This window comes from Catellatospora sp. NPDC049609, from assembly GCF_040675365.1.
GTDB lineage: Bacteria > Actinomycetota > Actinomycetes > Mycobacteriales > Micromonosporaceae > Catellatospora.
This window is the reverse complement of record NZ_JBFAOU010000194.1, coordinates 1-14263: the sequence shown is the minus strand read 5'-3', so window position 1 is coordinate 14263 and position 14263 is coordinate 1. Positions and strand designations below refer to the sequence as shown.

The 14263-nt window shown below is 73.4% G+C and carries 13 protein-coding genes; 7 read left to right on the top strand and 6 right to left on the bottom strand.

Going from position 1 to position 14263, the window contains the following annotated elements:
• The first annotated feature begins 190 nt into the window (after positions 1-190).
• On the top strand, positions 191-397 hold the full coding sequence (locus tag AB0J67_RS33865) for a hypothetical protein (RefSeq protein ID WP_363488580.1): 207 nt from the start codon (positions 191-193) through the stop codon (positions 395-397).
• Positions 398-553: 156 nt separating this feature from the next.
• Here AB0J67_RS33865 and AB0J67_RS33860 read toward each other — a convergent pair whose 3' ends face one another.
• Together AB0J67_RS33860 and AB0J67_RS33855 are read right to left on the bottom strand one after the other, a co-directional pair.
• Complete coding sequence (locus AB0J67_RS33860) at positions 554-2335, bottom strand: hypothetical protein (RefSeq protein WP_363488578.1); 1782 nt, start codon at positions 2333-2335, stop codon at positions 554-556.
• 83 nt (positions 2336-2418) lie between these two features.
• Positions 2419-3105 carry an IclR family transcriptional regulator gene (locus tag AB0J67_RS33855; protein WP_120318463.1) on the bottom strand — a complete coding sequence of 229 codons (687 nt, stop codon included), beginning with the start codon at positions 3103-3105 and terminating at the stop codon, positions 2419-2421.
• A gap of 66 nt (positions 3106-3171) precedes the next feature.
• Here AB0J67_RS33855 and leuC point away from each other — a divergent pair, with 66 nt between their 5' ends.
• The 3 genes from leuC to AB0J67_RS33840 all read left to right on the top strand — a co-directional run bounded on the left by leuC (position 3172) and on the right by AB0J67_RS33840 (position 5953).
• Complete coding sequence (gene leuC, locus AB0J67_RS33850) at positions 3172-4584, top strand: 3-isopropylmalate dehydratase large subunit (RefSeq protein ID WP_363488576.1); 1413 nt, start codon at positions 3172-3174, stop codon at positions 4582-4584.
• 17 nt (positions 4585-4601) lie between these two features.
• A complete protein-coding gene (gene leuD / locus AB0J67_RS33845; RefSeq protein WP_363488574.1) occupies positions 4602-5189 on the top strand; it encodes a 3-isopropylmalate dehydratase small subunit in 588 nt (195 codons plus the stop codon).
• Between the two features lie 161 nt (positions 5190-5350).
• Entirely contained in the window at positions 5351-5953 is a 603-nt protein-coding gene (locus tag AB0J67_RS33840) for an HU family DNA-binding protein (RefSeq protein ID WP_363488584.1), read from the top strand.
• A 130-nt stretch (positions 5954-6083) separates the two neighbouring features.
• Here the strand turns inward: AB0J67_RS33840 and AB0J67_RS33835 are convergent, their stop codons facing one another.
• From AB0J67_RS33835 to cofC, 4 genes are all read right to left on the bottom strand, one after another.
• Positions 6084-7670, bottom strand: a complete 1587-nt coding sequence (locus tag AB0J67_RS33835) for a CYTH and CHAD domain-containing protein (RefSeq protein WP_363488572.1) — start codon at positions 7668-7670, stop codon at positions 6084-6086.
• Positions 7671-7699: 29 nt separating this feature from the next.
• Positions 7700-9850: an RNA degradosome polyphosphate kinase gene (locus AB0J67_RS33830; protein WP_363488582.1), complete on the bottom strand. Its 2151-nt coding sequence runs from the start codon at positions 9848-9850 to the stop codon at positions 7700-7702.
• 424 nt (positions 9851-10274) lie between these two features.
• Complete coding sequence (locus AB0J67_RS33825; RefSeq protein ID WP_363488570.1) at positions 10275-10472, bottom strand: cold-shock protein; 198 nt, start codon at positions 10470-10472, stop codon at positions 10275-10277.
• A gap of 10 nt (positions 10473-10482) precedes the next feature.
• Complete coding sequence (gene cofC / locus AB0J67_RS33820; RefSeq protein ID WP_363488568.1) at positions 10483-11073, bottom strand: 2-phospho-L-lactate guanylyltransferase; 591 nt, start codon at positions 11071-11073, stop codon at positions 10483-10485.
• A gap of 230 nt (positions 11074-11303) precedes the next feature.
• On the opposite strand from cofC, the gene AB0J67_RS33815 reads away from it, so the two are divergent.
• Genes AB0J67_RS33815 through AB0J67_RS33805 form a run of 3 tightly spaced genes read left to right on the top strand, consistent with a single transcriptional unit; the run spans position 11304 to position 14151 of the window.
• Positions 11304-12041 (top strand): lysophospholipid acyltransferase family protein, encoded by a 738-nt coding sequence (locus tag AB0J67_RS33815; RefSeq protein ID WP_363488566.1) that lies wholly within the window; start codon positions 11304-11306, stop codon positions 12039-12041.
• The gene (locus AB0J67_RS33810) at positions 12038-13030 is read left to right on the top strand and encodes an NAD(P)H-dependent glycerol-3-phosphate dehydrogenase (protein ID WP_363488564.1); all 993 of its coding nucleotides are present in this window, start codon (positions 12038-12040) and stop codon (positions 13028-13030) included. The genes AB0J67_RS33815 and AB0J67_RS33810 overlap by 4 nt, the downstream gene beginning before the upstream one ends.
• 17 nt (positions 13031-13047) lie before the next feature.
• Entirely contained in the window at positions 13048-14151 is a 1104-nt protein-coding gene (locus tag AB0J67_RS33805; RefSeq protein WP_363488562.1) for a cystathionine gamma-lyase, read from the top strand.
• Positions 14152-14263: the final 112 nt, after the last annotated feature.

Here is a 14263-nt window from a genome sequence, read left to right as displayed (position 1 = left end):
ATCCCTATACCGTTCTTGGCGGCCAATCGCCCCCCCCCATCCCCCGGGGTTTGGTGGGGTACTACCCCGTGGGGGCAAACTTTTACCCACCCCCCCCCGACAACCCCCCCCCCGCTTCTGCCGTTGTACGGCACTGTTCGCCGAGTCCTGCGGGGCGGCGTGAGTGGCCCGGCTGCCCTACCCTCCGGCCATGGAGTTCGTGGTAGGGCTGCTCGTCGTCACCGTGGCACTGATCGCCGTGATGCTGTTCGTGGTGGCCCGGCGCAGCCGCAGCCGCAGCAAGCTCGACCCTTCCCGGGACGTCTACCGGGGCTATCCGGAGGACAAGACCCTTAACCCCTACTCCGTACACCCCGACGGGACCCATAATCCCGGTGGCGGCGGCGGCTCCTTCTGAGCAGCTCATCGAGCGCTCGTCCCGGCCGCCGGCCGCGGCGGCGGTTCCCGGCCGGGTGACCTGATCGACGTTGGCCTATCTGGATGACTTTTCGGTGATCGGATTCATTCAGATAGGCCAACGTCTATGGCAAAACGCGTCCGCCGACAGCGGGGGTCAGCGCAGGAGCAGGCGGACGATGCCGGTCTGGTCGCCGCCCTCGCTGCCCTGCAGCACCACCACGGTCTCGAAGGGCAGGCGGTCGCGCTCCGCCGGCGGCAGCAGGCCCGCCAGGTCGACGTAGACCGCGAGGTCCGTGCCGGCCGGGGCGTCGGCGGTGGCCTCGCGGAAGGCGGGCCGGTCGGCCAGCGTGCCGGTGCCCGCCGCGTACCCGTCGGTGGTGGCGGTGACCACAGTGCCGTCGGTCACCGTGTTCAGGCCGGAGCCCTTGGCGGCCAGTCCGTCGCCGAACAGCTTCGCGAGCTGCTGCGCGCCCGCGGCGTCGCGCGCGTCGGCGGTGATCCGGAACGCCGGGTCCTGCCCCTGCCCCAGGCGGGCGGCCACGCTCACCGTGGCGCCGTCGAGCGCCGCGAACATGCCGAACGGGTCGGTCAGCTCCCCGGGCCCACCCGGCTCGCTCAGCTCGCCCAGGTCGGACAGCGCGCCCGCGGGCAGGTCCATCAGCTTCTCGGCGCGCCTGCGCTCGGCGTCGGTGAGCTTCTCGAGGTCCTTGGCCATCAGGGCTTCCAGCTCCCGCTGCTCGGCCGCGGTGAGGTCCGGCTCCGCCGGCGGGCCGGTCTCGGTCGCGGTGCCCGGCTCGCCGAGCGCGGACAGGTCGACGTCCTCGGCGAGGTCGTCGGCGTCGATCGCGCCGAACATCGCCTGTGCCATGACCAGGCTGAGGATCCCGCTGTACGGCGAGGTCGGGACGACCGCCTGCTCGGCCAGGCCCTTCGGCAGCTGCGCCACCACGCCCACGTGCGCGTCGCCGGGCAGGGCGCCCAGCTTCGCGACGGCGTCGTGCAGGGCCGGAGCCTGGCTCTGGGCACCGAACGTGCGGTAGCGCGCCTCCAGGCCGTGCTCGGTGGCGCGTACGCCCGCGATGAAGCGGCCTTGCGCCTCGGGGACGTCCGCGAGCGCCCGCTGCTCGGCCTCGGTCAGCCCGGCGCGCAGGCCGGCGACGGTGAGCTCCCGGTAGCGGGGCAGGTCGGCCCAGACCACCGCGAGCTGGTCGCCCTCCAGCCAGGCCCGGTCGGCGGCGAACGGCGCGGCGTCGGCCAGCGGCGCCCGCTGGGCCTCGGCGAAGGCACGGTCGGCGGCCCGCTGGCCGTCCTTCTCGCCGATCGCGACCAGGACGACCCCGTCGCGGGCCACGAAGCCGACGCTGGCGTCCTTGATGGCGTCGCGCACCCGGGTGAGGCCGGTGCCCGCCTTGCCGCTGTCCGTGCTGGCGGCGGTGAGCAGGACGTACGCTTCGCCGCCGTCGAGCCAGAGGGCGGCGCCGACCCGGTGCCCGAGCCAGCTCAGCAGGTCGCGGTCGACGTCGACGCCGTTGCGGCCGAGGCCCTTCAGCAGCTCGCCGAGCGCCTTGTCGCGCTGCTCGGCGCCGTCGCCGGAGTCCTGCGGCGCCCGCTGCGCCAGCCGGAACAGCTTCAGCTGCTGTTCCAGCCCGGTGTCCAGGTCGATCGTGGCGAACAGGGCGACCGAGGCGGGGGTGAGCTGCTCGGCGCGCCGCCCGTCGCCGAAGGCGAAGCGGTAGACGGCGTACGCGCCGACGCCGAGCAGCAGCACGACCGCGACGACGGAGGCGATGACCACCGGGAGCCGGCGGCGGGCGGGCGCGGGGGGCGCCTCGGCCAGCGGGTCGCGGTCGAGCGAGATGACGGCCTCGGGCGCGGGCGGCGCGGACACGGCGGCGCCGGTGGACGGATCGTCCACCGGCGCCTGGGGGTCTGCCATGAGGGTTCCTTTCCCCGTTGAAGATCGGCGCTCATGGTAGGGGCCATGCGCGACGGCGCTTCAGCGGAGCGAGGATCGACCGTTCAGAGGCCGGAGAGCCGCTGACCGGCGCGTACCACCGCCATCGCGTGACGGTCGCCGGGTCGCCTGCCGAGCCGCTCTATGGGCCCGGAGACGCTGATCGCGGCGATGACCCGGCCGGTGCGGTCGCGCACGGGGGCGCTGACCGACGCCACGCCCGCCTCGCGCTCGGCGACCGACTGGGCCCAGCCGCGCCGGCGCACCTCGGCCAGCGTGCGGCCGGTGAACTTGCAGCGCGGCAGCAGCGGCATGACCGCCTCCGGGGGCTCCCACGCGAGGAGGATCTGCGCCGCGGATCCCGCCGTCATCGGCAGGATCGCGCCGACGGGAACGGTGTCGCGCAGGCCGCTGGCCCGCTCGGCAGCGGCCACACAGAGACGTTCGTCGGCTCTGCGGAGGTAGAGTTGCGCGCTCTCGCCGGTGGCGTCCCGCAATGCGGACAGCAGCGGCTCTGCCGCTGTCAGCAGGACGTCGGGGGCCGCGTTGGCGAGCTCGCCCAGGCGGGGACCGGGACGCCAGCGTCCCTGCGTGTCCCGTACCAGCATCCGATGAATCTCCAGCGCTTGCGCCAGCCGGTGCGCCGTTGCTCTCGGCAGCTTGGTGCGATCGACGAGTTCCGCGAGGCTGGCGCCGTCGACACACGCCGCAAGGATCACGACCGCCTTGTCAAGGACGCCCACGCCAGACATACTGTGTCCCACAGACCGAAACATACCTCCCAAGATGCGGGATGTCCAGATGGTGGGAGCAGCCCAATGAGCAGGACCCTTGCCCAGAAGGTCTGGGACGCACATGTGGTACGCCGAGCGGAAGGCGAACCGGACCTCCTGTATATCGATCTTCATCTGCTGCATGAGGTGACCAGCCCGCAGGCGTTCGACGGCCTGCGCCTGGCCGGGCGGCCCGTGCGCCGGCCGGATCTGACGATCGCGACCGAGGACCACAACACGCCGACCGACAACCTGCTGACCATCGCCGACCCGGTGTCGCGCACGCAGATCGAGACGCTGCGCAAGAACTGCGCGGACTTCGGCGTGAAGCTGCACCCGCTGGGCGACCCGCAGCAGGGCGTCGTCCACGTGATGGGGCCGCAGCAGGGCCTGACCCAGCCGGGCATGACCATCGTCTGCGGCGACTCGCACACCTCGACGCACGGCGCGTTCGGCGCGCTGGCGTTCGGCATCGGCACCTCCGAGGTGGAGCACGTGCTGGCCACCCAGACGCTGCCGCAGGGCCTGCCCAAGCAGATGGCCGTCACCGTCACCGGCGAGCTGCCGCCCGGCGTCTCCGCCAAGGACCTGATCCTGGCCCTGATCACCCAGGAGGGCACCGGCGGCGGCCGCGGTTACGTGGTGGAGTACCGCGGGCCCGCGATCGAGAAGCTGAGCATGGAGGGGCGGATGACCGTCTCCAACATGTCCATCGAGTGGGGCGCCAAGGCCGGCCTGATCGCGCCCGACGAGACCACGTTCGCCTGGCTCAAGGGCCGCACGTTCGCGCCGCAGGGCCAGGCCTGGGACGACGCGGTGGCTTACTGGAAGACCCTGCCGACCGACGAGGGCGCCGTCTTCGACAAGGAGGTGTTCCTCGACGCGAGCGCGCTGACGCCGTTCGTCACCTGGGGCACCAACCCCGGCCAGGGCGCCTCGCTGGACGGCGTGGTGCCGGACCCGGAGTCGTTCCCCTCCGAGTCCGAGCGCGCCGCCGCCCGCCGCGCCGTGGAGTACATGGACCTCACGCCCGGCACCGCCCTGCGCGACGTGGCCGTGGACGTGGTCTTCGTCGGCTCGTGCACCAACGGGCGGCTGGAGGACCTGCGCACCGCGGCCGAGGTGCTGCGCGGGCGCAAGGTCGCCGACGGCGTACGCATGCTGGTGGTGCCCGGTTCCGCCGCGGTGCGCGAGCAGGCCGAGCAGGAGGGCCTGCACGAGGTGTTCACCGCGGCCGGCGCCGAGTGGCGCTTCGCGGGCTGCTCGATGTGCCTGGGCATGAACCCGGACACGCTCAAGCCCGGACAGCGTTCGGCCTCCACGTCCAACCGCAACTTCGAGGGGCGGCAGGGCAAGGGCGGCCGCACCCACCTGGTGTCGCCGGCGGTGGCCGCCGCGACCGCCGTGACCGGCCACCTGTCCGCTCCCGCCGACCTGGACGCCGTCGGCGCCCGCTGAACCTGAGGTAGATCGAAATGGAGAAGTTCACCGTTCACACCGGCACCGCGGTGCCGCTGCGGCGTTCCAACGTGGACACCGACCAGATCATCCCGGCGGTGTACCTGAAGCGGGTGACCCGCACCGGCTTCGAGGACGGGCTGTTCAGCGCCTGGCGCGAGGACCCGTCGTTCGTGCTGAACAACCCGGCCTACGCCGGGGCCTCGGTGCTGGTCGCCGGTCCGGAGTTCGGCACCGGCTCCTCGCGGGAGCACGCGGTCTGGGCCCTGCACGACTACGGCTTCCGGGTCGTCGTCTCGCCCCGTTACGGCGACATCTTCCGCGGCAACTCCCTCAAGCAGGGCCTGCTGACGGTCGAGCTGCCGCAGGCGGCCGTGGAGACCTTGTGGGACCTGGTCGAGGCCGACCCGGCCACCGCCGTGGAGGTCGACCTGGTCGCCCGTGAGGTGCGCGCCGGCGGTCACACCTGGGCCTTCGCGCTGGACGACTTCAGCCGCTGGCGGCTGCTGGAAGGCTTGGACGACATCGGTTTGACGCTGCGCCACGCGGATGCGATCGCCGAGTTCGAAAGCCGCCGTCCCGCTTTCGGAGTGCTTGTCGGCTAGGTGCCGAAGCGCGACAGCAACGTTATCGCCCCCATCCGGTTAACCGGATGGGGGCGTTTTTTCTTTGCGACACATAGGTGGTTTTTCACCCTCCTGTTGGCATATTGCTGACGTTGGGCCTACTGTGCGCACAGAATGACTGTTATGAGTCCAGTAGCACCATACGGGAGGAATCCGTGAACAAGACTGAGCTGATCGACGCGATCGCCGCCCACCCGCAGGTGGTCGACAAGAAGACCGCCGCGGCCGTCCTCGAGGCCACGCTGACCGAGATCCAGAACGCGGTCACCAAGGGCGACAAGGTCTCGCTGACCGGCTTCGGTGTCTTCGAGAAGCGGGCCCGGGCCGCTCGGATGGCGCGCAACCCGCGCACCGGCGAGGCGGTCAAGGTGAAGAAGACGTCGGTCCCGGCCTTCCGGCCCGGCGCCGGATTCAAGGAGACCGTGGCCGTCGGCAAGGTCGCCGCTCCGGCCAAGAAGACCGCCGCCAAGAAGACGACGTCGGCGTCCACCCGCCCGGCCGCGAGCAAGGCCACGGCCGCGTCCAAGACGGCCCCGGCCAAGAAGACGGCGACCAAGAGCACCGCCAAGGCGACCACCGCCAAGGCCACCGCGGCGAAGAAGACCGCGACCAAGGCGACCGCGACCAAGGCGGCCCCGGCCAAGAAGACCGCGGCGGCGAAGACCACCGCGGCCAAGAAGACCGTGACCGCCAAGGCGACGACGGCGAAGAAGGCTCCCGCCAAGAAGGCCGCCAAACGCTGACCGGCGTCCATATCCCTTCAGGGTCAAAGCTCCGCCCGTGCCGTTTCCGACGGCACGGGCGGAGTCGTTTCTTTGTCGGTACGGCGGCCCGGCGACCGCGCAGTTCGCAGCGTGCGGGGAGGGCGCTTTCTCATAACTGGCGCGTCAAGAAGGTGCTTTTCCTTTCGGTCTTGTGCCAGCGGGCGGGGTAGGCGGCGCGGACCGCGGTGGCCGCCGCGCGATCCCGCTCGGCCAGGCGGGTGCAGGTCTCGGCCAGGTCGGGGTGCGCCGCGGCCAGCGACAGCCAGGTGCCGGCGGCCAGGGCCGCGTCGGTGTGCTCGCCGAGCAGGTTCTGCAGCTTGGCCAGGGCACGGGCGAGCCGGGCGAGCCGCGGGTCGCCGGCGGCCTGGGCCGCCTCGGCGGCGTACCGGGCGCGCTTGGCGTGGATGCGGACCTGGTGCCAGTCCACATCGGGCGCGTCCGGGGCCAGCCGGCCCGCGCCCGGGACGCCCTTGCCGCCGCGCACCAGCCGCCGCCAGGGCTTGCCGACCAGCCGGGGCAGGGCCGCCCCGGCCGGGTCGCCCGCGGCGGCGGTGAGCGGGACGCGGCGGGTGGCGGTGGTGAGCCGCTGCACCAGCACCAGGTAGCGCCGCGTACGCAGGGCCTCCTGGAGCGCGCGGTAGGCCTCGTCGCGGCGGGCGGCGAGGATCGTGTCCAGGTGGGCCAGCTCGGCGCCGTCGAGTGGCGGGTCCGCTGCGGCGGTCAGGTGCAGGCGTTCGCGCAGCACCTCGGCGTCGCGGGGGGCGGCCAGCCGGTCCGCCAGCCAGCGCAGCTCCGCCCGCAGCGGCCGCGCCCAGCGCGGGTCCACCAGCTTCGCGAACGTGCGCAGGTCAGAGCGCAGCCGCCGGCAGCCCACCCGCATCTGGTGCACGGCCGTGTCACCGTCGGGCAGCGGCTCGTCCAGCCGCACCAGGGGGTCGTGCGCCAGGACCCGAGCCACCCCGGCCCGCACCGCGTCGATGACCACGTCCGCGGCGCGCGCCGTCGCGGGCAGGCGCGGGGCCGGGGGCAGCGCGTCCGGCGGGTACGCCGCCGTGGCCCCCAGCGCCCGCACGCGCTCGCTCAGCAGGCCGCCGTGCCGGGCCCCGGCCGCCAGCAGGCGCTCCTCCACAGCGGACAGCAGCTCCGGCACTCCCGCCTGGATCTCCGGCACTCCCGCCTGGATCTCCGGCGCTTCCGCCGGTGGCTCGGGCACTCCCGCCAGCAGCTTCGGCGCTCCCGCCAGCCGTTCGACCAGGATCTCCCGGAACGCCCGGCCCGGCGTGCCCCGCATCGGCACCTGCACCTGCGCCGTGTCGTCGGATACCCGGGCCAGCGGCACGCCGTCGGCGCCGACCAGGTCCAGCCCTCGCCGCACGGTGCGCACCACGGCCACCGGGGCCAGCGAGGAGCCCCGGGTCAGCGTCGCGACCAGCCACACCAGCTCCTCAGGCGGGCAGCCGGGTCCGCCGGGCCGGGAGATCTCCTGCCGGGTCCCGGGCACCACGGTCCGCTCCGCTGTCCGCGGCAGCCGCACCGTCCAGGGCGGCTCGTCCCCGGTCCGGTGCCGCAGCCAGGCTCCCGCCCGGGCCAGCCGCAGGTCGGCGGTGTCCAGGTAGGTCGCGGTCGCCGACACCTCGGGCCGGGGCAGGGCGTGCACCCCGGGCGGGTCCAGCCGCGGCAGGACGAAGGAGGACACGACGTCGTACCTTCGCTCCTCCCGCGGGCTCACCGCTTCAGCACCCGCTCCAGCAGGGCGGCCTGCAGATCGTTGCGGTGGTGTTCCGAAGTGGAGATGTGCCGGGTCCAGGAGCCGTCCGGGTTGAGGTCGAACGCCTCGGTCCGGTCCGACATCGACGCGGTGAGCAGCTCGGCCAGCTCCGTCCGGGCGGCCGCGTCGGTCACCTGGATCAGCGCCTCGACCCGGCGGTCGAGGTTGCGGTGCATCATGTCGGCCGACCCGATCCAGAACTCGGCCCGCCCCCGGCCCGCAGCCACGTCACCGTTGCCGAACCGGAACAGCCGCGAGTGCTCCAGGAAGCGGCCCAGGATCGAGCGGACCCGGATGTTGTCCGACAGGCCCGGCACGCCCGGCCGCAGCGCGCACATGCCGCGGATCAGCAGGTCGATGCGTACCCCCGCCTGCGATGCGCGGTAGAGCGCGTCGATGATCTGCTCGTCGACGAGCGCGTTCGCCTTGATCTGCACCAGTGCGGGCCGGCCCGCCCGGGCGAACTCGGCCTCCCGCTCGATGCGCTCGATGATGCCCCGGCGGATGCCGTGCGGCGCCACCATCAGCCGCCGGTACGCCGTCTGGCGGCTGTAGCCGGTGAGCGTGTTGAACAGGTCGGTCAGGTCGGCGCCGACCTCGGGATCGGCGGTGAGCAGGCCGAAGTCCTCGTAGAGCCGGGCGGTCTTCGGGTGGTAGTTGCCGGTGCCGATGTGGCAGTAGCGCCGGATCTGGCCGCCCTCCTCGCGTACCACCAGCGCGGTCTTGCAGTGGGTCTTGAGGCCGATCAGCCCGTAGACCACGTGGCAGCCCGACTTCTCCAGCGTGCGCGCCCAGCCGATGTTGGCCTTCTCGTCGAAGCGGGCCTTCACCTCCACCAGCACCACCACCTGCTTGCCCGCCTCGGCCGCGGCGACCAGCGCGTCCACGATCGGCGAGTCGCCCGAGGTGCGGTACAGCGTCTGCTTGATGGCCAGCACGTGCGGGTCCGCCGCCGCGTGCTCGATGAAGCGCTGCACGCTGGTGGAGAAGGAGTGGTACGGGTGGTGCACCAGGATGTCGCCGTCGCGCAGGATGTTGAAGACGCTGCGCGACGACTCGCCCTCGCGCAGCCGCGGGTGGGTCGCGGGCACGAACGGCGCGTCCTTGAGATCCGGCCGGTCGATGCCGTAGAGCTGCATCAGCCCGGACAGGTCGAGCAGGCCCGGCACCCGCAGCACGTCGCGGGAGTCGACCTCCAGCTCGGTGACCAGGGTCGCCAGCACCCGGTCGGAGATGTCCGCGGCGACCTCCAGCCGCACCGGCGGGCCGAACCGGCGGCGCATCAGCTCCCGCTCCATCGCCTGGAGCAGGTCCTCGTCGCGGTCCTCCTCGATCTCGAAGTCGGCGTTGCGGGTGACCCGGAAGACGTGCCGCTCCACCACCTCCATGCCGGAGAACAGCTGTCCCAGCTCGTTGGCGATGAGGTCCTCGACCGGCAGGAAGCGGTAGCTGTCGCGGCCGTCCGCGCCGCCGCGCAGCACCGGGTCGATGCGTACGAAGCGCGGCACGTTGTTGGGCACCTTCACCCGGGCGAACAGCTCGTGGCCGGTCTCCGGCTCGCGCACCACCGCGGCCAGGTTCAGCGAGAGCCCGGAGATGTACGGGAACGGGTGCGCGGGATCGAACGCCAGCGGCGTCAGCACCGGGAAGATGTGCTCGCGGAAGTAGACCCGCATCTGCTCGCGCTCGCCGTGCTCCAGGTCGGCCCAGCTCAGGACGTTGATGCCGGCCTTCGCCAGGGCCGGGCGGATCACCTTGGTGAACTCTGCGGCGTGGTCGGCGACCAGCTCGGCGGTGCGCTCGGCGACCAGCTCCATCTGCGCGCGGGGCGGCAGCCGGTCGGCGCCGCGGGTGGGCAGGCCGGTCTCCAGCCGCCGGCGCAGGCCGGCGATGCGCACCATGAAGAACTCGTCCAGGTTGCTGGCGAAGATCGACATGAACTTGGCCCGCTCCAGCAGCGGCACCCGCGGATCCTCCGCCAGCGCCAGCACGCGGGCGTTGAAGTCGAGCCAGGAGAGCTCGCGGTTGAAGTAGCGGTCCTCGGGCAGCTCGGTCCGGGCGGTGCTGGCGAACTCGGGCACCACGGTCACCCGGACCGGCGCGAGCAGGCGCTCGGCACGCTCCTCCGGCCGGTCGGCCCGCGGCGCCGAGTCCGGTGCCGGTGTGGTGAGCTGCGGGTTCGCGGCGTCCGGCGGCACCACCGTGTCCAGCTGGGGCACGGTCTGCGGCGCCACCGCGGCGTCCGGTGTCGGCACGGTGTCCGGCGGTGACGCGGCGGGGTCCGGCGCGATGGCGACCGGGTCGGGCACCGCGTCCACGGCGGCGTCGCCGGTGGCCTGCTGGTCGAGTTTCTCCGGCACGACGGCGCTGTCGGCGGGCGGCTGGTTAGAGGCCGGCGTCGGGTGCGAGCCGGACTTCTTGCGGGGTCGTCGCGGGGCAGCGCTCACCCACTCATTCTTGCCCCATCCGCATGAACAGGAGATGAACTCGGCGGTGCCCCGCCATGGCCGGCAGCCGTCGGCGAACGGGCCGTCAGGGCATCGTCGGAATGGCTATCCGGCGCAGCTCGCCGCCGTCGCCGTACTCCAGCCGCACCCGCTGGCCCAGGCGCAGCAGCCGCAGCCCGGAGGCGTCGAACGCGGCGCGGTCGAAGGCGACCGGCGTGCCGTCGTCGAGCAGCAGCGATCCGGTACGGGTGTCGGGGTCGAACGTGGCGACGGTGCCCTGCATGGCGTTCACGCTACGCGGTCGCGGCGGCGCGCAGCAGCCCCCAGCCGCGCACCACGGCGAGGTCGTCGGCCGTGTCCACGTCGCGGCGCAGCGTCGGCCACCGCCCGGCCAGCCGGATCGCGCCCGTCCGCTCGTGCGCGGCGGCCGAGGCGGTGCCGAACCGGGGATCCAGCGCCGCACCGGGGGCGGCCACCAGCAGCACCGTGCCGACACCGTCGGCGTCGGGCACGAACGCCCGCCGCCCCCGCGCCGCGGCCAGCGCCTGCGCCAGCTCCACCGGGCGCAGCGCCGGCAGGTCGGCGGGCAGCGCGGCCACCGGCCCCTCGACGGCCGCAGCGGCCCGCCGCAGCGCGTCGTTGAGGTCGCGGCCGTCGTCGTCGGCGATGCCCGCGCCACACTCGCGCAGCGCCGCGGCCGCCACCGGATCGCGGGTCACCACCAGCACCCCGGCCACGCCGTCGGCCGCGAGCGCGGCGCGGACGGTGGCGCGGGCCAGCGCCAGCACCAGATCCTCGTGGTCGGGCACGGCGCCGCGCAGCCGGCTCTTCGCCTCGGCCAGCGGCTTCAGCGGCACCAGCAGGGTGACTCGTGGTGCGTACACTCGGCCATTCTGGCAGCCCGCCCGCGCGGTCGGCCGTGCGGCGGCCTCCGGCGGCTGAGGTGGCCGGCCGGCCGGACATGGCATGATGCGCTGAACGTGGACGACACACCGGCACGTCACGGCAGTGGCGGGTGGGCCGTCGCGGGCACCCGGGCGTGGCGGCGGACCGGGTCGGGTTAGCGGACACCCTGGCGCGGGCAGGCGTACGGGTGGAGGACAGGGAGGCTTCGTTGGCGCGGCGCAGGCTGGGCTTCTGGCAGCGGTTCGCGGTGTGCTTGGTCAAGCCACCGATGATCGCGCTGACCAGGCGGGACTGGCGCGGGTGGGAGCACATCCCGGCCGAGGGCGGGGTCATCCTCGCGGTCAACCACGTGTCGCACGCCGACCCGTTCACCACCGCGCACTACGTCTACGACTCCGGCCGCTGGCCGCAGTTCCTGGGCAAGGAGAGCGTCTTCCGCATCCCGCTGGCCGGCCGGATCCTGCACTGGTGCAAGCAGATCCCGGTGCACCGGGGCACCGCCGACGCGGTCAAGGCCCTGGACGCGGCCGTGGCCGCGGTGCGCTCCGGGGCCGCCGTGGTGATCTACCCCGAGGGCACCACCACCAAGGAACCCGGGCTGTGGCCGATGCGCGGCAAGACCGGCGTGGCCCGGCTGGCGCTGGCCACCGGCGCCCCGGTCATCCCGGTCGCGACCTGGGGTCCCGAGAAGATCTTCGATCCGCGTACCAAGAAGGTCCGGCTGCTGCCGAAGATCCCGGTGTCGCTGTGGGCGGGCCCGCCGGTCGACCTGTCGAAGTGGGCCGGGGCCGAGCCGACCGGCGCGGTGCTGAACGAGATGACCGACGCGGTGATGCTGCGCCTGCGCGACATGCTCGCCGAGATCCGGGGCGAGACGCCGCCGCCGCTGTGGGGCGCCCGCGACGAGTCGGCGAACAACGGACCCGCCAAGGACGGTGCCCGGTGAGGGCGGCCGTGCTCGGCGCCGGGTCTTGGGGCACCGCCTTCGCGAAGATCCTCGGCGACGCGGGCAACGACGTGGTGCTGTGGGCCCGCCGCCCGGAGATCGCCGCCGCGATCCGCGACACCGGCTGCAACCCGGAGTACCTGGAAGGCACCCGGCTGGGCGAGCGGGTCACCGCCACCGCCTCGGCCACCGAGGCGATCAAGGGCGCGGAGCTGGTGGTGCTCGCCGTGCCGTCGCAGACGCTGCGCACCAACCTGGGCGACTGGGCGGCCGACCTCACCGCCGACTCGACGCTGATCTCCCTGATGAAGGGCATCGAGCTGGGCACCACCCAGCGCATGAGCGAGGTCATCGTGGAGGCGGGCCGGGTCGCCCCGGAGCGCGTCGCGGTGGTCAGCGGGCCGAACCTGGCCGGCGAGATCGCGCTGGAGCAGCCCGCCGCGACCGTCGTGGCGTGCACCGACATCGACCGCGCCACCCGCGTGCAGCGCGCGATCACCACGCCGTACTTCCGGCCGTACACCAACGACGACGTGGTGGGGTGCGAGCTGGGCGGGGCGGTCAAGAACGTGATCGCGCTGGCGTTCGGCATCGCGCACGCGATGGGCCTGGGCGACAACACCAAGGCGACGCTGATCACCCGCGGGCTGGCCGAGACCGCCCGGCTGGGCGTCGCGCTCGGCGCCGACCCGCTGACCTTCTCCGGGCTGGCCGGGCTCGGCGACCTGGTCGGCACCTGCATGTCGCCGCTGTCGCGCAACCGGACCTTCGGCGAGCACCTGGGCCGGGGCAAGACCCTGGAGCAGGCCCAGGCGGCCACCCGGTACACCGCCGAGGGCGTCAAGAGCTGCCTGGCCATCCGCGATCTGGCCCGCTCGCACGGGGTAGAGATGCCGATCACCGAGCAGGTCGAGCGGGTGTGCCACGAGGGCGTCGACCCGAAGGTCGCGGTCGCCGCCCTGATGTCCCGCTCGACCAAGGCGGAGTGAGCGCTAGTTTCTGGGGCATGAGTTCGCAGTACGGGGACAGCACCCGTTCCCTTCACGCCGGCATGCCCGAGCCCGTCCCCGGAGCACCGATGCTCCCCGGACCAGTCTTCGCCGCGCCGTACCACCTGGACCCGGCGGGCTACACGCCGGGCACCGACGGGTACGGCCGGGGCGACAACCCCACGCGCCGCCTGCTGGAGGCCGCGATCGGGGAGCTGGAGGGCGGCGACTGCCTGGCCTTCGCCAGCGGGCAGGCGGCGATCACCGCACTGCTGCTGTCGGTGCTGCGCGCCGGTGACACCGTGATGATCCCCTCGGACGGGTACTACAACGTCCGCTCGTTCGCCGCGTCCACGCTCGCCCGCCTGGGCATCAGCACGGTGGAGGTCCCGACGGCGGGGCCGTACCCGTCGTTCGAGGGCGTGCGGCTGGTGCTGCTGGAGACCCCGGCCAACCCGGGCCTGGACCTGGTCGACATCGCCGCGGTCGCGCGGGCCGCGCACGCCGCTGGGGCGCTGGTCGCGGTCGACAACACCACCGCGACGCCGCTGTCCCAGCGGCCGCTGGAGCTCGGCGCCGACGTCTCGGTCGCCTCCGGCACCAAGGCCCTGGCCGGGCACTCCGACATGCTGCTGGGGTACGCCGCGACGAACGACGCGGAGCTGCTCGACGGGATGCGGCAGTGGCGCACCCTGGGCGGGGCGGTCCCCAGCCCGTTCGAATGCTGGCTGGCCCGGCGGTCCATGGGCACCCTGGCGCTGCGGCTGCGCCAGCAGTCCGCCAGCGGCGCCGCGGTGGCGAAGCTGCTGCGCGAGCACCCGCTGGCCGACGCGGTCCGCTGGGCGGGCGACAGCGAGCTCGCCGCCCGCCAGATGAGGATCATCCCGGGGCTGGTCTCGTTCGAGCTGCCCTCGGCCGAGCACGTGGCGGCGTTCCTGCGCGCGTCGGCGCTCGTCGCGGCGGCGACCAGCTTCGGCGGTCTGCACTCCAGCGCCGACCGCCGGCACCAGTGGGGCGACAGCGTCGCGCCCGGCTTCGTGCGCTTCTCCTGCGGCGTCGAGGACACCGAGGACCTGCTCGCCGACCTCACCCAGGCCCTGGACGCCGCCGCGAAGATCTGACCGCGGCCGGGACGATGGCCGGCCTCGAGACTTTGCTCTGCACACAAATACGCACCGGCACGTTGGCGAGCCGGTTCTGGGGGGCGCTGGTCGGCGGCGTGCCGGCGTCCGG